The sequence below is a fragment of the Paenibacillus sp. FSL R5-0475 genome (assembly GCF_038004585.1).
Taxonomy (GTDB): Bacteria; Bacillota; Bacilli; order Paenibacillales; family Paenibacillaceae; genus Paenibacillus_AQ.
In genome coordinates this window covers 260,539-284,126 of record NZ_JBBORK010000001.1, presented here as the reverse complement: position 1 = coordinate 284,126, position 23,588 = coordinate 260,539, and the positions used below count along the sequence as shown (strand labels likewise).

Below are 23,588 nucleotides of genomic sequence, written 5' to 3'. Positions count from 1 at the left end.
TCGCGCACCTCTCCTATTCTATAGCTAAGACCCAAAACATAGAGTAAGCCCGGTAGCAATCACCGAGCTTACCTTAAGTTAAATCATTCTATAGTAGTTATTGCTTTAACTAGTCTTCAGGTTGCTCAGCCACAGAAGTTGAAGCTTTGCTCGCTCCCCCCGATGCTGCTGGAGGTTGTATGGAGGTCACTGGTGTGACCGGAACAGCCTTGCTTCCAGTTGACCCTGAGGATCTAGTCGTCAGCCCTTTAATCAGGGCCTCTACGTCAATGCCAGAGACGCTCTTCAGCATCTCAGGAGCCGTAGACATCAACTGGGTTACATAGTTGCTGACACGTGCCGCACCTTCACCATTACCGGTATCTACAACCGTAAGCTTATCAATGGATGCCAGCGGCTTCGCGATTTGGCCAGCCAAATCAGGCAGCATTTTGACGATAATATCGAGCACGGCTGCTTCGCCGAATTTCTGAAAAGCTTCCGCCAGCTTTTCTTTGGCTTCTGCTTCCGCTAGACCGCGCAACCGGATAACCTCAGCATCCGCTGTACCTTTAGCCAGCTCTGCATCCGCCATCGCTTGACCTTCAAGACGCTTCTGCTCAGCTGTCGCTTTAGCTTGCGTTTCAATACTATATTGCAAGGCATCTGCCTCACGCATTCTCTTCGCCTTATCAGCTTCCGCCGCTTGCTCTACTGCGTAACGATCCGCTTCCGCTTTTTTCTTCACTTCTGCGTCGTACTGCTTCTCGCGAACTTGAATTTCTTTGGCTTGCAAATCGATTTCACGTTCCTTACGTACCAGCTCAACCTTCATCTGTTCTTCAACAACGGTCTGCTTTGCACGTGCCTCTTGAATATGATAAGCCTGGTCGGCTTCCGCTTTCGCTGTATCCTGATCCCGTTTAAACGCAGCCACCTTAAGCTGGTTTTCCTTGGAGGCTTCGGCGATATTCGTATCCCGCAGCAGTTCTGCTTTTTGCCCTTGCTCTTCAGCGTTTGCCTTTTGAATTCTCGCATCCCGCACTGCTTCTGCTTCAGCGATCTCTGCATCCCGCTTCACTGCAGCTATCCGCGGTTTACCTAATGCGTCAAGATATCCATGTTTGTCTCGGACATCCTTGATAGTAAAGGAAACAATTTGCAGACCCATTTTCTTAAGATCACGTGCCGCTACGCCTTGAACCTCTTGCGCAAAACGGTCACGGTTACGATATACTTCCTCAACGGTCATCGAACCGAGAATGGCCCGCAGATGACCCTCAAGAACTTCTTGTGCTTCGCTCTTCAGCGCTTCAATCGGTTTGCCCATAAATTGCTCAGCGGCTGTCGCCACATCTTCAGTCGAGCTACCCACTTTAATAATCGCTACACCGTCAGCAATAACCGGAACCCCTTGTTCGGTGTATACTTCCGGGGTCGTCACATCGAGTTTATGAGAAAGAAGCGACATAAATTCAGCTTTCTGAAAGATAGGGAGGATAAATGCCCCGCCCCCACGTACTATCTTTATTTTACGACCAGATCCATCGTCTGAAATATGATTTTTCCCCAAGAACGACCCCGTTACGATCATCCCTTCATCTGGTCCAACAGTTTTGTAACGTGCCCAGAATGCGATACCTAGCACAAACAAAACAGCAACGACAACAGCAGGGACTAACAAATACTCAGGAATACCGAACATTAAAGATCCACTCCTCTTCTCTTTTCGAATTCTGACACCAATGCAACGCCTTCTCTAACCTCCACTACAACAACTTTAATCCCTGCCGGAAGCAGCTCATGATCAAAGCTTGCTGCCGTATGCAGGCTATTACCGGCGCCAAACTTTACCATAATCTCACCATAACCCGTGGCGGGAACAGGAATTGTGATTTCCCCGATCTTGCCAGGCAGATCATTCATAGAGAAACCATTGGACATTTCGCTTTTTTCCATGGGCTTAACCACCCCTAGATACATAAGTACTCCCAAAAAAGCGGCGGCTAACAAAGATAAAGCAATGATCGCCCCAGCTTCCAGAGCGCTGTACCGGGTTAGAAGAATGCCCGCTCCGCCGAACACGGTTATTCCTCCTGCCAGTACGGTGGGATTCAGAAAATCTACGGATACGAAATCAAAGACTCCATGCAAAGCATCTCCGATCACATCACCCACCAGGACGCTGACTATGGCAAATATGACGCCTAGCGCCAAGCAGCCTAAATACAGCGTTTGCATATTTACTTCCTCCTGTCTTCATTCAGGACTGTCATATTACTTTAAACGAATAAAGTAGGTCATTGGTTTCACAAACTTTGGATATTTACCCATAAAAGTTCCATTCTGAGGATAAACGCACGAAAAATGCGGTCAGCAGCAGCGGAGATCAGGGACGATGTTGAGGAGAAATCCACAGTAGAGCATAAACGCAAAGAAGCGATTCATCCATTATGGAAGAATCACTTCTTTGACGTTCTATAACATCTTCTAGACTAAAGACGAAGGGTCTCTTTCGTAGAAGAATTTACTTACAAAGCCATTTTATAAATTTCAACTACATCCTCACGGTCAAGCTTGCGGAAATTACCAAACGGTCCGAAACGAACCGCCTTATCAGCCATACTGCCGATCTCGCTGTCATCAATATCATAATCAGCGAGTGTCTTCGGTGCACCAATGGAATCCCAGAAGCTACGCAGCGCTTCAATTCCTTCCAGCCCTATTTCCTTATCGTTCTTGCCCGCAGGATCAACTCCAAACACGTTTACAGCAAGCTTGCGGAAACGGGCAGGATCAGTATCGATATTATATTTCATCCATTGTGGGAACAGAATGGCCAGGCCTCCACCGTGTGGAATATCGTATACAGCTGATACTGCGTGCTCGATGTTGTGAGTCGCCCAATCTCCTGCAAAACCCATGCTAACCATACCGTTAAGCGCCATTGTGCCGCAATACATGATCGTCTCACGCAGTTCGTAATTATTCAAATCTTCAATAAGCTTCGGTGCGGTTTCGATCACCGTACGTAGCAAAGTCTCACAGAAGCCGTCTTGTACCGGTGTGTTGCCATCAGTATGGAAATAGTGCTCCAGAACATGAGACATGATATCTACCATGCCGTAGACCGTCTGATCACGTGGCAGAGTGAAGGTATTCTCTGGGTCAAGAATCGAAAATGCCGGGAATGCATGAATACTGCCCCAGCCCATTTTTTCCTTGGTCACTTCGTTGGTGATTACAGAGCCGCTATTCATTTCTGATCCTGTAGCTGCCATCGTCAGCACTGTACCGAGTGGGAGAGCGTCTTGAGCAGCTGCCTTACGTTCAACAAAGTCCCACATGTCACCATCATATTTCGCCCCAACAGCAACTGCTTTAGCGCAGTCCAACACGCTACCGCCGCCTACAGCGAGGATGAGGTCGATATTATGCTCGTGACACAGCTCTACACCTTTATGTACGGTGGAAAGGCGTGGATTCGGCTCTACGCCTGAGAGTTCAGTAACCACAGCATCTATTGCACTCAGCTCAGCCATTACCTTATCGTACAGACCGCTACGCTTGATACTACCGCCACCGTACATCAACAATACATTCTTGCCGTACTTAGGAACCTCAGTCTTCAACGCTTCCAGCGTACCCTGTCCAAAAATCAGCTTGGTAGGATTATAAAAATCAAAATTACGCATATGTGTAAACCTCCATTAGTTATTTCAGAATGTTTTGCTCACTCGTATTATAAACCTCTGAATTGCCGCATTCAAATGGATTAGCTTCAAGCCACATAAATATCCCCACAAAGTGGTGCTTTGCTTCGATGCAAACTCAGGTACTTTGCGGGGACCCCAAATATATAACCTAAAAAAAAGATGTCCTTAAGCCTACAGGCTTAAGGACATCCCCTTTCCAAACTTTAGATCGCGCCGAAGCTCTTCACGAAACGACGGAAAGCAGCTTGCCCTTCCGGAGTCCGTTTATAGACACCCGCGTGTTCAAGAATATGTGTAAACTTGATGCCGACTTCGTTCTGCACAATCTTGACGGCTTCTTCATGCTGTAATGCCGTTCCGAAACGCTCTACAAGCTCCTGAACCCAAGCAGCGTGCTGCGCAAGTGGATGACTAGGATCATTCTTCACCGCTTCTAATAGTGCTTGATCTCCTGTAAGGATGCTCGCAATAGAATCGAGCTCTTCCTTCAGACGACCTGGCAGAATTGCGAGTCCCATGACCTCAATCAAGCCGATATTTTCTTTCTTGATATGGTGCATCTCCCGATGGGGATGGAAAATCCCTTCAGGATATTGCTCGTTAGTCCGGTTGTTACGCAGCACGAGATCCATCTCGAAGCTGCCATCTTCTGCCCGACGAACGATTGGAGTAACGGTATTATGAGGCTGCACTTCACCATCAACTTCGCTGAACGCCAACACTTCTGCATCAGGATCACTATACGCCTTCCAAGCTTCATAAAGTGCATTGCCACACTCCAGTAATACCGCTGGATCTTCACCATTCAAACGTAATACGGACATAGGCCATTTTACGATATTAATGCTGACACCCGGATAAGATGCATGCGTGAACGTATCTTCCTTAGGTGCTTTCTGAATAGGAAAGGTGTGACGTCCACCTTGAAAGTGGTCATGCGTCAGAATCGATCCGCCAACAATCGGCAAGTCTGCATTCGAGCCAATAAAATAGTGCGGGAAAGATTCCACGAAGCTAAGTAGCCGCTTCAAGGTATCCTTGGTAAGCTTCATTGGCACATGATCATGATGGAATACAATACAGTGCTCGTTGTAGTAAACATATGGCGAATACTGAAAGAGCCATTTCTCATTATTCAGCTGAAGTGGAATGACACGCAGGTTCTGGCGCGGCGGATGATTAACCCGACCAGCATACCCAACATTCTCGCGGCACAGCAGACATTTTGGATAGACCGGCGGCGGGAGCAAGCGGGCCATAGCAATTTCCTTCGGACTCTTCTCAGGCTTGGACAAATTGATTGTCATCTCGATGTCACCGTAAGGCGAATCTTGCAGCCAGTAGACATTCTTGGAAATCCGGTCCATCCGAATATAGTTGGAATCTATGCTTAATTTATAAAAGCGATCTGTAGCCGCAGAGATACCTTTTTCAGCAGCTAAACGATTGAACTCCGCATTTACGTCTGATGGACGGGCCATTAGGAGTCCCATAATCTTGGCATCCAGCAAGTCACGGTAAGTGTCGCTATTCTCTGGAATCAATCCGATTTCAAAACCATAATCAATCAGTGCATCCAGTGGAACCTGTGGACCTGTAAGTGGACTTTGATCGATCTCGCCATCGAACGGCTCACTAAATCCGAACTGATCTAGCAGCACATTACGGCTATAGTCTTCATCTGATGGAGCAATGAGCTGCTCACGTAGTGCGAACAGAACTAGCTGCTCAATCGCATGTAAGGCTTTCTGGCCAGCAGGCGTAACCTTATTCTCGTTGTGCATTTTCAATTCTCCTTAAGTAGGGTCTCATGCTCTAGTTAAGCTATGCTAAAGCCCCTTATTCTCCGTACCCCTGCGGATTGGCAGAATGCCAGTTCCAGGCGCTTTGAATGATATTCTCTAAGTCAGCATGCTGAGGGTTCCATCCAAGGATAGAGCGCGCTTTATCGGAGGAAGCTACCAGCACTGCCGGATCTCCAGCACGGCGTTCTTGAATAACTACAGGGATTTCTAGTCCTGTAACCTTCTTCGATGTTTCAATAACCTGTTTTACCGAGAAGCCAAGTCCATTACCCAGGTTGAAAATATTACTGCTGCTTCCGCTACGCAGGTATGTTACCGCACGAACATGAGCGTCAGCTAGATCGCTAACATGAATGTAGTCACGCACACAAGTACCGTCTTCTGTAGGATAGTCGTCTCCGAATACGGCGATGCTCTCCCGTTGCTTCAAAGCGGTTTGCAATACCAGTGGAACCAAATGACTTTCCGGACGATGGTCTTCACCGATTTTGCCACTAGCATGTGCACCTGCAGCATTAAAGTAACGTAGTGCTACGTATTTGATACCCAGTACTTTGTCAAACCAAGCCATCATGCGTTCCATAGTCAGCTTAGTTTCACCGTATACGTTTGCTGGCTCGGTACGGTCTGTTTCTTCAATCGGCACCTTTTCCGGTTCACCGTAGGTTGCAGCTGTGGACGAGAACACGATTTTGTTCACGCCAGCTTTTTGCATAGCTTCCAAAAGGCATTGTGTGCCGTATACGTTGTTGTCATAATATTTCACTGGGTCCTTCATGCTTTCACCAACCAAAGAGCTTGCTGCAAAATGGATAACCGCATCAATCTCATTCTCGGCGAACAGCTTGCCAAGCAGCTCCTTATCACGCAGATCGCCTTCGTACAGCTTGCCACCCAGTAGCGCCTCACGATGCCCTGTTAGCAGATTGTCGATGACGACCACTTCTTCGCCGCGATCCAACAGCTCTGCTACAGTATGAGATCCAATATACCCCGCTCCACCTGTTACTAAAATTGCCATTTGATTACACTCCCTTCAATTCTTGGACACCATTACCGATGCCGCAAACGTAGAACTCACCAACCAAACCAGATCTTGTGGTATATGCCTCGCCTACTTCACGAATGAAACGTTCTACATCATCTTCATGTACCAAGGATACAGTACAGCCACCGAAACCTGCACCAGTCATACGAGAACCCAGTGTACCGGGAATACGCTGTGCTTCTTCAACCATAATATCTAGCTCTTCACAGCTAACTTCATACAAATCACGCAAGGAGATATGTGAGTCATTCATGAACTGTCCAAACTGCTTCAGATCATTGTTCTTTAAGACCTCAACGGATTCTAGTACACGTTGATTCTCTTCCACAACATGGCGAGCGCGGCGTCTAACAATTTCATCGGTGATTTTATCTTGATGTGCTTCGAATTGTTCACGATTGAGCTGTGCCAGATAAGCTAGTGAAGGAACTTCTTTTTGCAAAATAGACAAGGCCTCATCACACTGCTGACGACGCTCATTGTACTTGGAATCTACAAGTCCTCTGCGTTTGTTCGTGTTGCCGATAACCAGTTTGTAAGCACCAGTGATGAAAGGTACCAGATTATATTCAAGCGTATCGCACATTAACAGGATTGCATGATCTCGTTTGCCATTAGCAACTGCGAACTGATCCATAATTCCGGAGTTTACACCTACGTACTGGTTCTCAGCACGCTGAGACAAGAGTGCAATCTCAACGGTATCCGTGTCGCCGCCTTCGAGAGTTAGGAAAGCATAAGCAGTCACGACTTCAAGAGAAGCCGATGAGGACAAGCCTGCGCCATTCGGAATATCACCATGGAACAGCAGATCGTAACCTTTAGATACTGGAGTGTTTTTCTTCTCCAATTCAACCATTACTCCAACCGGATAGTCGATCCATTCTCCAGTTTTGGCCTTGCCAATTTCACTATAATCAATAGATGCTTCATAAGGAAAATTAGTAGATGCAAAATTCACTTTGCTGTCACTGCGTGGACGAACAATCAATGTTGTTCCGAATTCCAAAGCTGCCGGCAGCACGTATCCACCGTTATAATCCAAGTGCTCTCCAATGAGATTAACACGGCCTGGTGCATAAAATACTTGAGCTTCTTGCTCGCTTACCCCGTACTTTTCGATGAATTTCTTTTTAAGTTCCTGTGTGCTCATTAATGCCACTCCATCCTTTCGCTGCTTCAGCCAGTGGGAATAAGTAAAGCGTTCTTTATGTATTCATTATAATAGAATCAGTCATCCTCTGATAATGCAATCATGTGTGTAATGTATGGATAAATGTGACTTCCCATAATATAATAATTACACAAATAAATGATACACCCTAAACTATAAGCCATAAAATGACAATAACACAAGAAAGGCTGTCTCAAATGGAGCATACTTATTCCGTAGGATCTAATCCCGTATATTACGATAAACAAATTCTCCATGTACTGTTTGCTGGTCAAAGTCAGACGATTCCTATGCATCAAGCTGGCCCTAAGATTTACGATTATTATTTACTTCACTTTATAGAGTCTGGCTCAGGTGTTTTCCGTACTGAACATCATCAATATGCACTGGGAAAAGGTGACTGCTTCCTTATTCATCCAGGACAGCTGGTCAGTTATGTTTCGGATAAAAATCAGCCCTGGTGCTATCGCTGGGCAGCTTTTACTGGGAGTGAGGCTGATAGCCTCGTGCTGCAGACAGGCTTTACACCTCAAAAACCTGTGGTGACTACAACGGGTGATAGCGTCATCCCAGGTGCCCTTTCCAGTATCATGCAAGCCTTCAAAGCAAACAAAGAAAGTGCACACCTAACTTCTCTAGGGTATCTTTATCTCATTGTAGGTGAAGCCGCAGATTTACTCTCTTCCTTCTCCCGTCTTCCTGGAGCTGAATCGCAGGTTAAGCGTACTGTGAAGCAAATGATCCACTACATGGCCTCCCAATATGCTCATCCAGTATCCATTGAACAAATGTGTGATACTCTTGGCTATAACCGGGCCTATCTATCCCGTGTATTTAAGCAAGAGACCGGATTATCTCCGGTGACCTACTTGCTGAAGCTGCGCATTGAAAAGTCCAGACAGCTGCTGCGTGAACGGCCCGAGCTGTCCGTGGAACAGGTAGCAGCATCCGTGGGGCTCACCGATGCTTTATACTTCTCACGCCAATTCAAACGGTTTTGTGCTCAGTCACCCACCGCTTACCGTCTCACAACGACTAGACATGTAAAAAAGACAAATCAGTAAGGGAAGCCTTTGAAAAAGGGATTCACATATTAGGCAAGTCCAATATGTGAATCCCTTTATTAAGCTGATCTTTCAGTTAGCTTCGGTTATGTTGCATATAGACTCAGATATTCAGGGTAAGCACGAAGATGTATCTCTTTTGCCCTTTTCTGAGCCATTTCCTTCAGTTCTGGCACTTGCTCCGCTTCAACATAGTCAGCGAGAACATCAATCACATCATCAAGGAGCTTCGCTCTAAAATAAAACTCAATCCGTTCCAATATTGCAAGGCCTGCTAAATCAATAACTAGATCCCTACAGTAAGTCCAATCTTTTGATTTATAGAGCGGCCAAAGTAGTACGGAATAATCCATTGCAGCGTCTCCAAAAACCGTAAGGTCATCCCAATCAATAATCCAAAATTCATTATTATCATTGACTAAGATATTCTGCCAATTCACATCATTGTGTACGATGTCCGACGCCTTTCTCTGAAAAGAAGGGTGCTGACTAACCATAATTCTCAAAGCTTCCACTTCTGTATCGAACCAATCTAAAGTGTCCGCCGTTACGAAGTCCAGCAAATGCTTTTCCGCTCTAATAATTTGCAGATCTTCTTCAAATCGATTGATGTATTCGTCAGTAAATGCGGCGGCATAATTGTAGTCCTCATCCTCACTTACAACTGCCATCCTAATTCCTTTATCCGCATGTAATTGATGAAGGGACCTCAGAACCTTTTCAACCACTGGCAGTGGATCGGAAATGGAGCTTAATGGTTTACCTTCGATAAAATCAAACACTAAACCATAAGAATAACCAGATGTTATTTCTTGTGTAATCTCCCTAATCAACCGTGGTGCCTTGTAATTATAAGTCAAATGTTCACTGATCTTAACCCACTGTTTAAGTCCCACTGCTTTTTGTTCTTGCGCGAGTTTTAAATGACGAAAGGTTTGACCATCCGTTATGCGATAAGATTGGTTTACAAACCCTCCAGGATTCCAAATATACTTAGCCTCAATCTTCGACCTATTTAAGCCTATAGATTCCGAGTTGGCTTCGGCCCACTCTTTCACCTTGTTCTCATCTTGAAGCAACTCCATCGATGCAGCTCATCCCTTCACCTACGTCTTCATCCAGTTCCATTCTCCGTTTGAAGAATAGTCTCAATGCGATCCGATTCTGCCTGCGAGAACTCCAAATGCTGAAGTGCAGCTATATTCTCTTCAATCTGACTAATTCTGCTAGCCCCTATCAATGCAGAAGTAATCTTCCCATCACGTAGTGTCCAAGCTAGTGCAAGCTGCGCCAAACTCTGGCCTCTTGAAACAGCAAGCTGATTTAACGCGTGGATCTTGCGCTTCACATCCGGTGTAATTCGGCTCTCATTTAACGCAGCAGAGGGTTTGGCCGCTCTTGATCCTTCTGGGATTCCATTTAAATACTTATTGGTTAACAATCCTTGAGCCAGAGGTGTAAAAGCGATACTGCCAACTCCGCTCTGTTCCAGCACACCCTGTAAACTCCCCTCAATCCAGCGATCGAGCATAGAATAACTCGGCTGATGAATTAAGAGCGGCGTTCCTAAGCTGTTCAAGATTCTAACCGCTTCGAGCGTCTGCTCCGCGGTATAGTTAGATAATCCTATATACAGAGCTTTGCCGGAACGCACAGCATGGTCGAGCGCCTGCATGGTTTCTTCAAGAGGTGTTTCCGGGTCCGGCCGATGCGAATAATAGATATCAACATAATCTATGCCCAGCCGCTTCAGACTCTGATCCAGACTAGCCAGCATATATTTACGCGAACCCCATTCGCCATAAGGACCGGGCCACATGTTGTACCCTGCTTTTGTAGAAATCACCACTTCATCTCGATATGGAGCCATATCACTTGCAAGCACTTTACCAAAGAGCTCTTCTGCTGAACCCGCTGGTGGTCCATAGTTGTTGGCTAGATCAAAATGAGTAATTCCAAGATCAAAAGCACGAGTGATCATTTCTCTGCCATTCTCGTAAGTATCAATTCCACCAAAATTCTGCCATAGTCCTAATGAGATTGCCGGAAGCTTAAGACCTGAGTTCCCGCAACGGTTATAACGCATGTCTTCATATCGTGCTTCATTTGCTACATATACCATTGCTTATCCCTGCCCCTCATTACACGCTGTTTCTGTACTACCTTATCTTTAAACTACTAAGCGCAATAATAATCTGGCAACCGACAAGCCATGAGATTATCCCTTCTAACCAAGCAGATCCTTTACACTGCCGAGTACTTTCCCAATCCGATCTGTAATCAGAAGATCAGCTTGATCATCAAAAGGTGTCGGGTCGCCATTCAGCAGCACCGTACGTTTGCCCCGGAAATAAGTGACTAGACTAGCTGCAGGCTGGACAGTAAGAGAGGTTCCACCAATCATAAGCATATCTGCAGCTGCTATCGCTTCGACAGAACTCACCAGCACCGAGTGGTCCAATTCTTCTTCATATAGCACAACATCCGGCTTAATAATACCACCACATTCGGGGCAGCGAGGGACGATCTCAGTGGTACTTAGGAGCTGCTCCAGCCCGTAATAACGTGAGCAGTCCATGCAATAGTTACGATGAATGGAACCATGCAGCTCAAGTACCTTTTGGCTACCCGCCAGCTGATGTAGGCCATCAATATTTTGCGTAATAACTGCTTTAAGCTTGCCCTGCCGTTCTAACTCTGCAAGCAGCAGATGTGCACCATTCGGACGAGCATCGGGATGAATCATTTTACTGCGGTAAAAATCAAAAAAAATGTCCGGTGAGGACATAAAAAAAGTTCGGCTCAGCATCACTTCAGGCGGATAAGGTGAATTGTGCTGAGTCTGGTATAATCCTGCTGCCGAGCGGAAATCCGGGATCCCACTCTCTGTTGATGTACCTGCCCCTCCGAAAAAAACGATGTTGTCACAGTCTTTAATCCAAGAAGCAAGTGTCTGCAATTGATCCATATGTTGTAGCACATCCTTTCCATTAGTATGCTGATCAGTAGGTGATCCTTAGCTCATTATAGCTAGAAATAATCACATCTGCGTCAATCAAGTGATTTCCATCACCCATGTTGGAGATTCCAACGGCGAGGCGTAAGCCTGCACCTTTACCCAATTGCATATCTGCATTACTGTCACCAATAATAATCGTCACTTCAGGAGACAGCCCCAGCTCCCGGCAGGCTAATTCGGCCATTTCAGGTGCGGGTTTTCCATTTAATACTCTGTCTCTTGTAACTACCGAATGGAAGTAATGAGCAATACCAAGCCAATCCAGATGCTCCTGAGTGGTCTTTGCGCCATCTGAGGTAACCACCCCTAGCTTGAGTGATGCAGCCGCGCACTGTTCCAGAAAAGGAAGAAGCCCTTCTAGAGGTTGTGCCGTGCGGCGTTTGCGTAATTCATACATAGCGTCCTTAGCTATACTCTTTACACGGGTCAACGCTTCATTCCAAGGAACACCAGCAGCATACAGCTGCCATGCAAGCACACCATAACTTTCTTCTTCTGTAGCCATGGTGAGCGGCCCTGCTGGATCATAACCAATCAACTTTCCTGAAGCATCATGCTGGGTACCTAGCACTTTACTCCGATCCACGATAAAATCAGTTCCCATAATCGCAAGCTGATTTTCCATTCCACATAGTACAAGCTCGGCCCAATTCCCCCAAGTGGCTAATAGATCCAATAACGTGCCATCTTTGTCGAACAATATTCCTGAACAGGGAATGCATTCATCGTTAATCTGTAATTCTGGCATAAATATCCTCCCTTTGTTGGAAAGACCGAAGACTACCTGATATTCCCAAGCCAATCCAACATGGCTCGCACAGTGTCATTTTGCTGTTCTTCTTCGGAAATGGTTGCTTTCCCGTCTCCTTTTTGTGGTCCATAGCTTCCAAACTGAGCGTGATTTCCACCGACGATTGAACTATAAACCGTATTATCCGGCAAATAGGAACGTCCTTTGTTGTAGCTGTCTCTGTCAATAACCTGATCCTCTGTACCCACTACCGACAATACTGACAAAGTAGTCTCACGCAGACTACCTTTTTCATCTGGATAAGAAGCCAGGAAAAACACACCTTCCAGCTGGTCCGCATGCTCAATCGCATAACGTGACGCCATGACACCCCCAAGCGAATGCCCACCTAGAACAAAAGATTGCTTTGGATGCACACGAATAATCTCTTCTGCAGCATCGCCCTTTGTTACTGCTAAATTAAGCGGCATTTTAGCGATGTAGAACGGATGCCCCGCAGCAGCAATGCCCTTCGCCAGTGGGGAGTAAGCTTCTGGTTTCACCAGAGCTCCAGGGTAAAATATGATCGAGGCCCCCTTAGTAATGGAGGGTTCGAACGAAATCCAGTTTTCATTCTGTTCAACTGTAACTCCACCGCTTGAAATCAGTGCAGTTTCGGCTTCTTCAGCCGGTGCATACGGAGTTAAATATTTCCACAACAGCAATCCGGCTACAACAAGAATGATTAGTACAATTAAACCAATACGACGCTTAGTTATTCTTTTCTTCAACATGCTCCACTCCCGGATGTTACTGCATATAAGAAAATTATAGTAGAAACCCACTGTTCTAACAACCTTCAACACATCGCCACATTTGGCACTCATGACAACGCTTTCAATAGTGAGTTAATTCACAATTCAATTGAAGAAAATCTTGTATTTTAAAATTAAAGTATCAAACATCTTTGGGGGGAAGTCATGGTAGGGGAAAACTCGCTAGACACGCCTGGAAAGACCTTTTTTCTAAATTTACGTTTTGTTCTCATTGTTACTGTAATCGTTGGAAACGCCATAGAACCATTGATAGGCTCAATGAGCAGCTTGCATAGCTTATATATGTGGATCTTCAGCTTTCATATGCCGCTCTTCGTGCTCGTTACAGGTTTTTTTGCCAATAAACACCTTACAGGTACACAAGGCCGTCGCATTATCATGCAAATCGGATTGCAGTACATTATTTTTCAAAGCCTCTACTCTGTGCTGGACGCCACCATATATCAGGTGCAGGGTATCCATCATTCCTTTTTCGCCCCCTATTTGCTCTTATGGTTCCTGGCAAGTCATGCCTTCTGGCGTATACTGATGATCGGGATGCGTAAATGGGCGCCTGCCACTCAATTCATTTTTGCTGTCGCCGCTGGAATTGCCGTTGGATACCTACAGCTTGATGGCGTATGGTTCAGCATTAGCCGCACTTTTGTATACCTGCCATTCTTCGTATTAGGTTATCATTTTTCGTTCCAGTCCTTTTCTCGCTTTTTTCAAAAATGGATTAAAATTACCGCTGCCGCAGTCTCCATCCTTCTATTCCTTCTGTTTACATCTTGGGGATCAGAGTTGCCGATAGGCTGGCTTTACGGAAGTATGACCTACATGCAGCTTGGGCTTCAAGAATGGTACGCAGGAATTTATCGTCTGGGCGTTTACGGGCTACAAATCACTGCTGCACTAGCGTTTATGGGGTGGATTCCTTATTCGCTTAGCCGGCTGACTGACTGGGGCTCCCGTACGTTATATGTTTTTCTACTTCACGGATTTATCGTTCGTTTTGCCGCTGTTTCTGGCCTGTACGCTTATATCAACCATTCTATAGGTGCCATGTTATTGGTGCTTTCTGCAATCTTACTGACCATTCTCTTAGCCCAACCAAGTGTAAAAAGGCTGATGTATCCTATTGTTGAGCCCCCCGTTGGCTGGATGATCACCCTGCAGCGTGTTGCCTTAAGGCGCTCATTATAAGTGGCCTATCCCCTTGCGGATAGGTTTTTTTATACTATTTAAGGCCGGTCTCCTCATGAGAAACTTCACATTGTCCGGTAGAAAAAACGTGCTCTTTGTGATAGACTCACTAATAACAATGACTTCTCCGTTCATTATAGGCGGGAACCGTTTATACCAAAACAGCGGCATTTTTTATAGAATCGGCTTCGCCCTTCTTCTCTAGGAAGCTCGTCCCCGTTCATTCTATAAACCGTATATACGCAGGTCTTTGGAGTTCATTGCGTTAATGCGACACTATATTTCATTGCAATTTATTTAGGGGGGAAATGTCAATATGGCAGCTAAGAAAATGCGTTCAGACATGATTAAAAAAGGCTTTGACCGTGCTCCACACCGTAGTCTCCTGCGTGCAGCCGGAGTAAAAGAAGAAGATTTCGGAAAGCCGTTTATTGCGGTCTGCAATTCCTATATTGATATTGTTCCAGGTCATGTGCATCTTCAAGAGTTCGGTAAGATCGTTAAGGAAGCGATTCGTGAAGCTGGCGGCGTTCCTTTCGAATTCAATACGATCGGCGTTGATGACGGTATCGCAATGGGACATATCGGTATGCGTTATTCACTACCAAGCCGTGAGATCATCGCTGACGCCTTGGAAACTGTCGTTTCCGCGCATTGGTTCGATGGCATGGTCTGCATCCCTAACTGCGATAAAATCACACCGGGAATGATGATGGGCGCATTGCGTGTCAACATCCCAACCATGTTCGTAAGTGGTGGTCCAATGAAAGCCGGCGTAGACAGTAAAGGTAAAAAGCTCTCCCTTACCTCCGTATTCGAGGGCGTAGGTGCTCACCAAGTCGGAAAAATCAATGATGCTGAGTTGCTTGAATTAGAACAATTCGGTTGTCCTACCTGTGGATCTTGTTCAGGAATGTTCACTGCCAACTCCATGAACTGTTTGGCAGAGGCACTTGGACTAGCATTGCCAGGTAATGGTACCATCCTAGCTGTAGCTGATGAGCGCAGAGAATTTGTACGCAGATCTGCTACTCAACTGATGGAATTAATTAAGTTAGACCTTAAACCAAGAGATATCGTAACTAAAGAATCACTCGATAACGCTTTTGCACTTGATATGGCAATGGGTGGCTCCACCAATACGGTGCTACACACCCTTGCACTGGCTCAAGAAGCTGGTATCGATTATCCGCTTGAACGCATTAACGAAGTGGCTAACCGGGTTCCTTATTTGGCGAAGCTGGCTCCAGCATCCGATATTTTCATCGAAGATGTGGACCGCGCAGGCGGCGTTAGTGCCGTCTTGAATGAATTGCTGAAGAAACCAGGTGCTCTGTACGGAGACTGCATGACGGTTACCGGCAAAACATTAGCCGAAAACGTAATCGGACATGAGATCCAAGATACTTCCGTTATTCATAAGATCGATAACCCTTACTCCGAAAGAGGCGGTCTCGCCGTCCTATACGGTAACCTGGCTCCTGAAGGCTCCATCATTAAAGTAGGTGCAGTAGATGCTTCTGTTGGTGGATATCACAAAGGTCCTGCGATCTGCTTTGATTCCCAAGAATCCGCACTCGAAGGTATCGCTAACGGTAAGGTTAAAGAAGGCCATGTAGTCGTTATCCGTTATGAGGGTCCAAAGGGTGGACCGGGAATGCCGGAAATGCTAGCTCCTACATCGCAAATCGTGGGGATGGGTCTTGGTGCTAAGGTTGGTCTGATTACAGACGGACGTTTCTCGGGGGCTTCCCGCGGAATTAGCATCGGGCACATTTCTCCAGAGGCTGCTGAAGGCGGCCCGATCGCTTTTGTTGAAGATGGAGACATCATTGAACTCGACCTCAACAATCGCAAGATTGAACTCCTGGTTGACGAAGAAGTATTAGCGGTTCGCCGTACGGGCTGGAAAGAGTTTGAGCCTAAAGTTAAGACTGGTTACCTGGCTCGCTATTCCAAAATGGTTACCAACGCAAGTAACGGTGCAGTACTGAAGATTTAATTAGCAAATCCGAGTTCTAGTTGTTCCTAGCATACAAGAGCAGTCTACCTTAGATAATCTATGGTCGGACTGCTCTTTTTTATTGGGCACAAGAAAAAACGCCCCACAATCCATTTCTGGTTTGTGAGGCATCTATATTACGTTTCATTATATAAGACTAAATAATATCATGAATCAATTCGTTACTGTTGCTCCTGGCAATTCCACTTCTGTGAGTGAATCATTAAGTGACAACGCTTCTTCTTGCTGCGGTTTACGTTTTCTTACTGACCTTTCATCATGAGGCAGTTGCTTATTCATCTTCTTGAGTAATTCTGAGACAGGCATCAGGATTAGCTTCGGTACAAGGACCTCACTACGCTCCTTGAGCCTAGCACCACCATCTGGATGAATCACACTTAACAGGATCTTTAAGTAAAACTTGGTGGAGCGTGCGAATATGCCATCGGGCAAATCATGTACACTAAAGCCGAATTTCTCTGGCCCACGGTTAATCATACTAACCCCATAGAGTGCTTTGGCCTGCGCGAGGTTTACATCTTCGGCAATAACTTCTGCCAGCATTGGCAACCCTTTCTCCATTCTCCGGATCATTCGAATCGCAAGTTGAGCAGAAGAACGAGAATGAATACCTAACTCGAATAATTGCCTGTTATCAATATGCAGCTCAATGACTTTATCACCTTTACTCAGCAAGGTTCCATCACCAAGTTCAACAGGCTCTCCCTGATATTTACGCATTCGATAATGCATGAATGGATCGGCCGGGTTAATCGTCTTGATCTGGAACATTACTTGGAATACCTGCTCCCAAGCCAACCAGAGTCCGACCAGTACTCGTTTACCAAAGGATAAACGCCGAATCGGTGATTTCTCCGCCATCTTGATCATGTCATCCACTCGAATACTGCGCAGTCCTCTTCTTTGGGCCTCCTGCAGCGTCAGTTCAAGGGCTACAAGCATATTCTCAGGTGCGTCCGGATCGGCACCTAACGTTGTGCCACTATCATGCAGCAGCATCACTTCACCGGGATTCAATCGCGCCAGCATCTTCTCAGTGAGACGCTGCGCACCAAGCTTCTCACGCCAATCTCCAAACATTACCGACCATAGAACAATTTCAACTTGGCGACGCTTGGAAATATCGAACAAATTGACAATCCCCCAAGGTGGACGGTAATAAGTACTACGCTCGCCTATTATGTTGTAGATAATATCATTCGTGCGCTGAATCTGCCGACGAACGGTTGCGGGCCGCATGAGCCAGTTCGTCTTGTGAACATAATTATGAATTCCAATAAGATGTCCCTCTTCATGTATCCGCCTAATAAGATCCGGATAACGTTCAGCGTTAGATCCTACTACAAAAAAGGTTGCTTTTGCATCATACTTCTTCAATAAATCCAGAAGTAACGGTGTAAATCGAGGGTCAGGTCCATCATCAAAGGTCAACGCGAACTCATTTCGCCCAGTTCCTTTACGAAAGACACGGTAACCAAAAATGCGGCTAATCATACCCGGGATAAAAGCATAAAAAGATGAGATATAAAATAACCAGAGCAGCAAAGTCTGCATATGAATTCCTCGCTTTTCCAGAGTTGACTTTGGCTCGCCTTACGTCTGCAAGCAGAACCTGTGATACGGCCAAGTGAAGTTAGATAAAAAATACGTTACCCCCTATTTTAACACATGTATCAAAGAAATAGACGGTTTTTAGGTAAAATCATGTACAATGTATTCAAGCTGACCTATCAACTTATTAAAAAAGGGAGTTGTTTATATCTATGCTGCCGTTATACAAAAAATATTGGCGCACGTTCTTCGACATTGGATTAATTGTCCTCACGGTCTATCTGGTTATGTTCGCCTTCAGTAAATTGTATCAGTTAGCTGCACCTGTATTCCTATCTTTTTTTGTATTTTTGCTTATTGAACCGCTTGCCCGTTTCTTGAACCGACGGGGGCTTGCTAAACCATTCGCTTCAGCGATCTCAGTGCTTCTGTTCTTAATCGTTCTTCTGGGTACGTTATTTGGCGCTGGGCTATTGGTCACCATCCAAGCGCTTCACTTTCAAGATAATCTTCCTAAGTATACATATGTGGTGCAACAACATTTCGTGGAATCCACAACCTACCTTCAGCAAAAAATCGAAAGCTTGCCGCCGGATATTACCGATAAAGTGAACGGCTACTTTAAAGATGCCACGAATGTTCTTACTGGATGGCTTGTTACTTTTCTAAAATATATGGTCGGTGTGCTCGGATCCTTCTCCTCCTTCATGGCCAATTTTGGGATCGCCATTATTTTAGCGTTTTTCCTTAGTATGGAGATTAAAGATTGGCGCAAGATTGCCCATGACAAAATGCCAAAAACATTTAAAACTGCTTACGCTTTTTTGCAGGGCAACGTCTTTAAAGCCATCGGCTCTTATTTAAAAGCCCAGCTTATACTGATCAGCATTACCTTTGTTATCGTACTGGTTGGCTTATTCATACTAAGGACCGGTAACGAAATCACTATGGCGCTTATCTGTGCTGTATTTGATGTTTTGCCGCTCCTTGGTGTAACGACGATTTTAGTCCCTTGGATCATCTATCTGTTCATTGTTGGCAATACCTCATTAGCAATCGGTTTAATCGTACTCCTGGCGATTGTATTGATTGTAAGACAGCTGCTTGAACCGAAGATTACTGGGAATTCGATTGGCGTATCGTCTGCTTTTCTGATGCTGTCCTTCGTCATTCTGTCCACATCCGCTTTCGGTATGGCCGGTCTGATCCTGTCGCCGATTCTGCTTATTCTGATCAAAGAACTAATTCAACAAGGATATCTTCAGAGCTGGATCTATTTGCCTCAAGAAGAGTTTATCGTTTCGCCCTTTGCTGCAAATGGCCCTTCATCTAAGGGCAAGGCCACTGCTACTCCTCCGGAGCCTCAAGCTTCTGTAGAAGACGATAATAAATCAAATATCTGACCGAACAGCTTAATGGCGAGATGCGGACTATCCGGAGCGACATTCTCTACTGCAACTGATACAGCATATTTTGGGTGATCCACCGGACCGTAGCCGATAAACCATTGATTGTTGCGTGCTACGCCCTTAACCAGCGTCTGTGCCGTCCCAGATTTACCTGCAACAGGCCAGTGTGTGCTTTGTAGACGGGTTCCCGTTCCTTCCGTTACAACTTTGCGCATCATGGACAGTAACTGGCGGGCTGTAGACTCAGAAATTCTCCCTGCTGAGGAAGGGGACAGATGTCCCGGCAGCTCCTCCAGCTTCTGCCCGTTCGCAAATGTGATTCGCTGCAGAATCCTTGGTGCCCTTACTTCACCTCCATGCAGTAGCGTTACAATAAGATTAGCTGCTTGTAAGGGTGTGACTTGTACATCTCGCTGTCCAATTGCAGTCTGTACCCTGGCTCCCTTGTCATCCGGCAGTAAGGTAGTAAAGATGGTTCCCTTTTGCTCTCCGGAAAGTGGTTTTAGAAGTGGAAACCCAAGCGTCTTCTCGGCTTGCCAGCTGATAGCTCTACCGAGTCCTAGCGCCAGTGCAGTTGATTGAAGCTGGATACCGCTTAAGCGCTCGGCCAGAGCAGCAAATACAGTATTACAGGACACGGCGAATCCTTGCGCCAGCGTAAGGGGTCCGTGTCCTTTTCCTGTCAGACAAGTCAATCCATATTTCTCAAATTGCCCGGAACAATAAAAAAGTTCATCAGCGGAGGTTACACCCGCTTCTAAGGCCGCGGCGGCTGTAACGATTTTGAAGATCGATCCAGGAACGGCAGCCTGGAGTGCCCGATTGTTCCACTCCCCGCCTTGCGGAGATATCTTCTCTGGATTATAGAAGGGTAAAGATACCATGGCTTCAATATCTCCCGTCCCGGTATCTAACACCACTATGGCTCCTTCCTTCATTCCGGATTTGAGCGCAAGCTCCTCAATTCCCTCCTGAAGCTTCTTATCAATCGTTGTATATAAAGACAGAGGGAAATAAGGATTGCCCGGAGCTTTAACTTGAATGGGACTGCCTGGAAGGCGATTCCCACGCGCATCCACTTGAACATATGCTTCCGTGTGTCCTACCCCTTGAAGCAAAGGCTCTAATGTCTTCTCTAAACCGTCCGTTCCCGTCATAGGAACTCTAAGACCCGTAGGAGAAGCTTTAGCTCCAGCATGCATAGTAGCTTCCGATAAATAGCCTAGCCATTGCCGACCTGAAGAGATCCCATCATATCTGCGTGCGAAAGGGAGCACGCCTACTCCGTCGATTCCCAGTGCACTCACTTCTTCTGCCTGTGCCTGAGACAACGCGAGTGGTCCTTTTCCCACTGAAGATGGCCATAGAAAAGGTTCTTTAAGTGACGACCGCTTATTCAGCAGTTGTTCATAGCTGACACCCAGAATCTCCGCCAGTCGGTGCATGGGTTTAGCTTCTTCGTAAACAACCTTCGTCACAGATTTCTTAGCCATCTCCTCTTGTGGAAAAAAAGCCGCCGTCCAAATGGTTTCCCCCGCAAGAGGCTCATTCTTGCGGTCATACAGACGTCCTCGACCGCTGTCCAGTACAGTCTCCCGTTCACTTTGAATTTCCGCCATCTTCGCAAGTGTATATTTTGTTCCAGGAACCGTCTGTTCCTTCATAATTAGCTGAACCCATGCCAGCCTAAGGATCAACACGGCTACAGCCGCAGATAAAATAAGAAGACCGCTGAATACACGCCGATGTTTGTTATTACGCAATGTCTTCCCTCCTGAGCAGACTCCACACCTATTATGTCCTACCTACATCCATTAGAATCGCCATAAAATGTTCATTGCAACATCAGAAGCTAAAATTTATATTCTGGCTTGTCACCGCTCAAAACAAAGAACCACTTCTCCAAAAGAATAAGCGGTTCTTTAATTTAGTATTCTGTTACGGCTACCCTACACGCTGAACTTCGATAATTTCTCCTTTAACTGCAAGGATGCATCCTCCAGCTTCAAAGAAAGCTCTACCAAATGATCACTTACACTTTGTTGCTCTCCACTAAGTGAGGCAACTTCTTGAGATGCAGCTGATGATTCCTCAGCTATTGAGCTTACGTTGCTCATCGAATCGGATAGAACCTTTTGCGATTGACTCAGGCTGTCCATCGACACAGTTACAGCATTCAGACGAGCGATAAAATGCTGCATCTGATCCTGCACAGATACGAAGATATCGCTAGTACTCTGCACGGAAGTCATTTGCTGATTAAAGAGCGGTGCAACTTCTGAAAGGACCACAACCGTCTCGTTCATATCTCTCATAACGGTATCTGTTATTTCTGCCACAACAGCGATAGACTCTTTCGATTGATCTGCAAGCTGGCGTATTTCATCGGCTACCACCATGAATCCTCGCCCGGCCTCGCCTGCTCTTGCTGCTTCAATGGTGGCATTCAGAGACAAGATATTCGTCTGCTGAGTAATATTTTGCATCACATTAAGAACCTTCATAACGGAAGATGCCGTTTCTGTCAGCTCGTTAACCTTCATCACAAGCTGATTCGTCTTCAGGCCCGTCCTATTCGTCTCATTAAGTAATTCTTTCAACCTGTTGAAGCCTTCCTCACTGAGTTCGCCGATGCTATGTGCGGTGTGATCCATCTCGTGAGTAGCTGAATTGACTAAATCCATCTGTACCGAAATTTGCCCCGTCAACTCATTGCCACGATCAGCTTCCAAGGCCAGACTGCCAGCACCACCCGCAATTTCTTCCGTGGCCGCGGCAATATCCATAGCTGCATCAGCTGTCTTGCGCGAAACACCGCTAAGCTCATCGGCGGTTTCCAGTACCTTCCGAGCGGTTTCATTCGTATGGATAACCAGCTCTGTTATTCGTTCCATCATCATGTTAAAAGAACTGGATAACTGACCGATCTCATCACGTGAGGTGATATTCGTACGCACCCCTAGATTCCCTTCGGCTCCCTCTGACATCAAATTCTTAAGTCTGGTCAGCGGTCGAGATACCATTCTGAACATCCAATACCCTATTAAAATGGCGATAACAGCAGCTACAGCAACAATAATATAAGTAGTCTTGAGAATACGCAGCGCGTCTTTCGTCAAGTTCTCAGCCGGTACAACACCAAGTAACCTCCATCCCGAGGTTTCTAGTGTTCCGTATACAGCTAATATAGATTTCCCCTTCTCATCCTTTGTTGGCAATGAGCCTGCTGTATTCTGCAGACCACCCAGAAGCGTCCCTCCCAGATTCAAATATGTATCCGTCCCCACTTGCTGGGAGGAGGCAATCAATTCATCCTTATTCGTTAGCAATTGCATGTAGGAGCTTGTTCCAAGATCCACTTTACGAAGCTGATTTTCTAATTCGCTAATTCTAATATCGTTAATGACTATGTATCCTGAGCTTTTAGAATCACCGGCAATCGATTTGGCCAAATGGAAAACACCTGACGTATTTCCTTCCTGGCCCTGTAATTCACGTGGAATCCATACACTCTGTGGCTTCTCCTCCAGCTGCTTAAACCATGAGGATTCTCTGAAACTCTCAATAAAAGCGCTATCTTTTGTACCCGCCGAAGAAATTGGAAAACCTTCATTCATCGGAATAAGGTATACGGCCTCCACACCGTTTGATGCCGTGAGCCAATCATTTAGCTGCACACTAATCTGGTTAGATAGTACCTTACGTTCCTCATTACTTGTAGTGGGATTATTCCCTTGTTTGAGTGCATTTTGAATTTCATTGTCGTACAAGATTCTTCCTAGACCATCCTCATAACGTAACAATTCCACATCAAACTTCTCAGCGGTTTGAACGACTGTCTGTTGATTGGCTGACAGCGCATTCGTCTCGATCGTATGCTCAGCTACGGAATAGGAAGTGTAACCGAGAGAGAGCACGAGCACCATCGTCGAAACAAAGAAGATGAGAAAAAGCCGCACCCCAATGGATTTGGATGGATGCAGCTGGAATCGTCTTTTTTCTTTTTTCACTTGTACTTTCATCTAATCATTCACCACCGTTGTCGTCTG

18 protein-coding genes are annotated in these 23,588 nt (G+C 45.9%); 4 read left to right on the top strand and 14 right to left on the bottom strand.

Annotated features, from left to right (window positions below):
• Nucleotides 1–109: 109 nt before the first annotated feature.
• The 6 genes from MKX41_RS01125 to MKX41_RS01100 form a co-directional block, all read right to left on the bottom strand.
• Nucleotides 110–1,684, bottom strand: coding sequence for a flotillin family protein (locus MKX41_RS01125; protein ID WP_052404202.1), 1,575 nt, complete (start codon nucleotides 1,682–1,684; stop codon nucleotides 110–112).
• Nucleotides 1,684–2,220 carry a protease gene (locus MKX41_RS01120; RefSeq protein WP_283910889.1) on the bottom strand — a complete coding sequence of 179 codons (537 nt, stop codon included), beginning with the start codon at nucleotides 2,218–2,220 and terminating at the stop codon, nucleotides 1,684–1,686. The genes MKX41_RS01125 and MKX41_RS01120 overlap by 1 nt, the downstream gene beginning before the upstream one ends.
• A gap of 290 nt (nucleotides 2,221–2,510) precedes the next feature.
• On the bottom strand, nucleotides 2,511–3,674 hold the full coding sequence (locus MKX41_RS01115) for an iron-containing alcohol dehydrogenase (protein WP_340968246.1): 1,164 nt from the start codon (nucleotides 3,672–3,674) through the stop codon (nucleotides 2,511–2,513).
• 224 nt (nucleotides 3,675–3,898) lie between these two features.
• Nucleotides 3,899–5,479: a UDP-glucose--hexose-1-phosphate uridylyltransferase gene (locus MKX41_RS01110; RefSeq protein WP_340968245.1), complete on the bottom strand. Its 1,581-nt coding sequence runs from the start codon at nucleotides 5,477–5,479 to the stop codon at nucleotides 3,899–3,901.
• Between the two features lie 55 nt (nucleotides 5,480–5,534).
• Nucleotides 5,535–6,521 carry a UDP-glucose 4-epimerase GalE gene (gene galE / locus MKX41_RS01105; RefSeq protein ID WP_340968242.1) on the bottom strand — a complete coding sequence of 329 codons (987 nt, stop codon included), beginning with the start codon at nucleotides 6,519–6,521 and terminating at the stop codon, nucleotides 5,535–5,537.
• A 4-nt stretch (nucleotides 6,522–6,525) separates the two neighbouring features.
• Nucleotides 6,526–7,701, bottom strand: a complete 1,176-nt coding sequence (locus MKX41_RS01100) for a galactokinase (RefSeq protein WP_340968239.1) — start codon at nucleotides 7,699–7,701, stop codon at nucleotides 6,526–6,528.
• 218 nt (nucleotides 7,702–7,919) lie between these two features.
• Between MKX41_RS01100 and MKX41_RS01095 the strand changes: the two genes are divergently transcribed.
• Nucleotides 7,920–8,786, top strand: a complete 867-nt coding sequence (locus tag MKX41_RS01095; protein WP_340968236.1) for an AraC family transcriptional regulator — start codon at nucleotides 7,920–7,922, stop codon at nucleotides 8,784–8,786.
• 86 nt (nucleotides 8,787–8,872) lie between these two features.
• Here the strand turns inward: MKX41_RS01095 and MKX41_RS01090 are convergent, their stop codons facing one another.
• The 5 genes from MKX41_RS01090 to MKX41_RS01070 all read right to left on the bottom strand — a co-directional run bounded on the left by MKX41_RS01090 (nucleotide 8,873) and on the right by MKX41_RS01070 (nucleotide 13,329).
• Nucleotides 8,873–9,871, bottom strand: a complete 999-nt coding sequence (locus MKX41_RS01090) for an aminoglycoside phosphotransferase family protein (RefSeq protein WP_340968233.1) — start codon at nucleotides 9,869–9,871, stop codon at nucleotides 8,873–8,875.
• Between the two features lie 29 nt (nucleotides 9,872–9,900).
• Nucleotides 9,901–10,908, bottom strand: a complete 1,008-nt coding sequence (gene mgrA, locus MKX41_RS01085; RefSeq protein WP_340968232.1) for an L-glyceraldehyde 3-phosphate reductase — start codon at nucleotides 10,906–10,908, stop codon at nucleotides 9,901–9,903.
• Between the two features lie 105 nt (nucleotides 10,909–11,013).
• Nucleotides 11,014–11,754 (bottom strand): NAD-dependent protein deacylase, encoded by a 741-nt coding sequence (locus MKX41_RS01080; RefSeq protein ID WP_076284245.1) that lies wholly within the window; start codon nucleotides 11,752–11,754, stop codon nucleotides 11,014–11,016.
• 34 nt (nucleotides 11,755–11,788) lie between these two features.
• The gene (locus MKX41_RS01075; protein WP_340968231.1) at nucleotides 11,789–12,553 is read right to left on the bottom strand and encodes an HAD family hydrolase; all 765 of its coding nucleotides are present in this window, start codon (nucleotides 12,551–12,553) and stop codon (nucleotides 11,789–11,791) included.
• A gap of 32 nt (nucleotides 12,554–12,585) precedes the next feature.
• A complete protein-coding gene (locus MKX41_RS01070) occupies nucleotides 12,586–13,329 on the bottom strand; it encodes an alpha/beta hydrolase (RefSeq protein WP_076284247.1) in 744 nt (247 codons plus the stop codon).
• A gap of 186 nt (nucleotides 13,330–13,515) precedes the next feature.
• Between MKX41_RS01070 and MKX41_RS01065 the strand changes: the two genes are divergently transcribed.
• Nucleotides 13,516–14,556, top strand: a complete 1,041-nt coding sequence (locus tag MKX41_RS01065; RefSeq protein WP_340968230.1) for an acyltransferase family protein — start codon at nucleotides 13,516–13,518, stop codon at nucleotides 14,554–14,556.
• 316 nt (nucleotides 14,557–14,872) lie between these two features.
• A complete protein-coding gene (gene ilvD / locus MKX41_RS01060) occupies nucleotides 14,873–16,558 on the top strand; it encodes a dihydroxy-acid dehydratase (RefSeq protein WP_042125516.1) in 1,686 nt (561 codons plus the stop codon).
• 174 nt (nucleotides 16,559–16,732) lie between these two features.
• On the opposite strand, the gene MKX41_RS01055 is transcribed toward ilvD, so the two are convergent.
• Nucleotides 16,733–18,133, bottom strand: a complete 1,401-nt coding sequence (locus tag MKX41_RS01055) for a polysaccharide deacetylase family protein (protein ID WP_076284250.1) — start codon at nucleotides 18,131–18,133, stop codon at nucleotides 16,733–16,735.
• A gap of 209 nt (nucleotides 18,134–18,342) precedes the next feature.
• Here MKX41_RS01055 and MKX41_RS01050 point away from each other — a divergent pair, with 209 nt between their 5' ends.
• Nucleotides 18,343–19,533: an AI-2E family transporter gene (locus tag MKX41_RS01050; protein WP_149645806.1), complete on the top strand. Its 1,191-nt coding sequence runs from the start codon at nucleotides 18,343–18,345 to the stop codon at nucleotides 19,531–19,533.
• On the opposite strand, the gene MKX41_RS01045 is transcribed toward MKX41_RS01050, so the two are convergent.
• Both MKX41_RS01045 and MKX41_RS01040 read right to left on the bottom strand, forming a co-directional pair.
• Nucleotides 19,494–21,302, bottom strand: coding sequence for a peptidoglycan D,D-transpeptidase FtsI family protein (locus MKX41_RS01045; protein WP_340968226.1), 1,809 nt, complete (start codon nucleotides 21,300–21,302; stop codon nucleotides 19,494–19,496). The two genes, MKX41_RS01050 and MKX41_RS01045, sit on opposite strands and share 40 nt — an antisense overlap.
• A 186-nt stretch (nucleotides 21,303–21,488) precedes the next feature.
• Nucleotides 21,489–23,561, bottom strand: coding sequence for a methyl-accepting chemotaxis protein (locus MKX41_RS01040; protein ID WP_340968223.1), 2,073 nt, complete (start codon nucleotides 23,559–23,561; stop codon nucleotides 21,489–21,491).
• Between the last annotated feature and the right edge of the window lie 27 nt (nucleotides 23,562–23,588).

Bases quoted from the DNA above. Each gene is read 5' to 3' on its own strand.
- MKX41_RS01125 (WP_052404202.1), bottom strand. From the start codon at position 1,684: ATGTTCGGTATTCCTGAGTATTTGTTAGTCCCTGCTGTTGTCGTTGCT.
- MKX41_RS01120 (WP_283910889.1), bottom strand. From the start codon at position 2,220: ATGCAAACGCTGTATTTAGGCTGCTTGGCGCTAGGCGTCATATTTGCC.
- MKX41_RS01115 (WP_340968246.1), bottom strand. From the start codon at position 3,674: ATGCGTAATTTTGATTTTTATAATCCTACCAAGCTGATTTTTGGACAG.
- MKX41_RS01110 (WP_340968245.1), bottom strand. From the start codon at position 5,479: ATGCACAACGAGAATAAGGTTACGCCTGCTGGCCAGAAAGCCTTACAT.
- galE (WP_340968242.1), bottom strand. From the start codon at position 6,521: ATGGCAATTTTAGTAACAGGTGGAGCGGGGTATATTGGATCTCATACT.
- MKX41_RS01100 (WP_340968239.1), bottom strand. From the start codon at position 7,701: ATGAGCACACAGGAACTTAAAAAGAAATTCATCGAAAAGTACGGGGTA.
- MKX41_RS01095 (WP_340968236.1), top strand. From the start codon at position 7,920: ATGGAGCATACTTATTCCGTAGGATCTAATCCCGTATATTACGATAAA.
- MKX41_RS01090 (WP_340968233.1), bottom strand. From the start codon at position 9,871: ATGGAGTTGCTTCAAGATGAGAACAAGGTGAAAGAGTGGGCCGAAGCC.
- mgrA (WP_340968232.1), bottom strand. From the start codon at position 10,908: ATGGTATATGTAGCAAATGAAGCACGATATGAAGACATGCGTTATAAC.
- MKX41_RS01080 (WP_076284245.1), bottom strand. From the start codon at position 11,754: ATGGATCAATTGCAGACACTTGCTTCTTGGATTAAAGACTGTGACAAC.
- MKX41_RS01075 (WP_340968231.1), bottom strand. From the start codon at position 12,553: ATGCCAGAATTACAGATTAACGATGAATGCATTCCCTGTTCAGGAATA.
- MKX41_RS01070 (WP_076284247.1), bottom strand. From the start codon at position 13,329: ATGTTGAAGAAAAGAATAACTAAGCGTCGTATTGGTTTAATTGTACTA.
- MKX41_RS01065 (WP_340968230.1), top strand. From the start codon at position 13,516: ATGGTAGGGGAAAACTCGCTAGACACGCCTGGAAAGACCTTTTTTCTA.
- ilvD (WP_042125516.1), top strand. From the start codon at position 14,873: ATGGCAGCTAAGAAAATGCGTTCAGACATGATTAAAAAAGGCTTTGAC.
- MKX41_RS01055 (WP_076284250.1), bottom strand. From the start codon at position 18,133: ATGCAGACTTTGCTGCTCTGGTTATTTTATATCTCATCTTTTTATGCT.
- MKX41_RS01050 (WP_149645806.1), top strand. From the start codon at position 18,343: ATGCTGCCGTTATACAAAAAATATTGGCGCACGTTCTTCGACATTGGA.
- MKX41_RS01040 (WP_340968223.1), bottom strand. From the start codon at position 23,561: ATGAAAGTACAAGTGAAAAAAGAAAAAAGACGATTCCAGCTGCATCCA.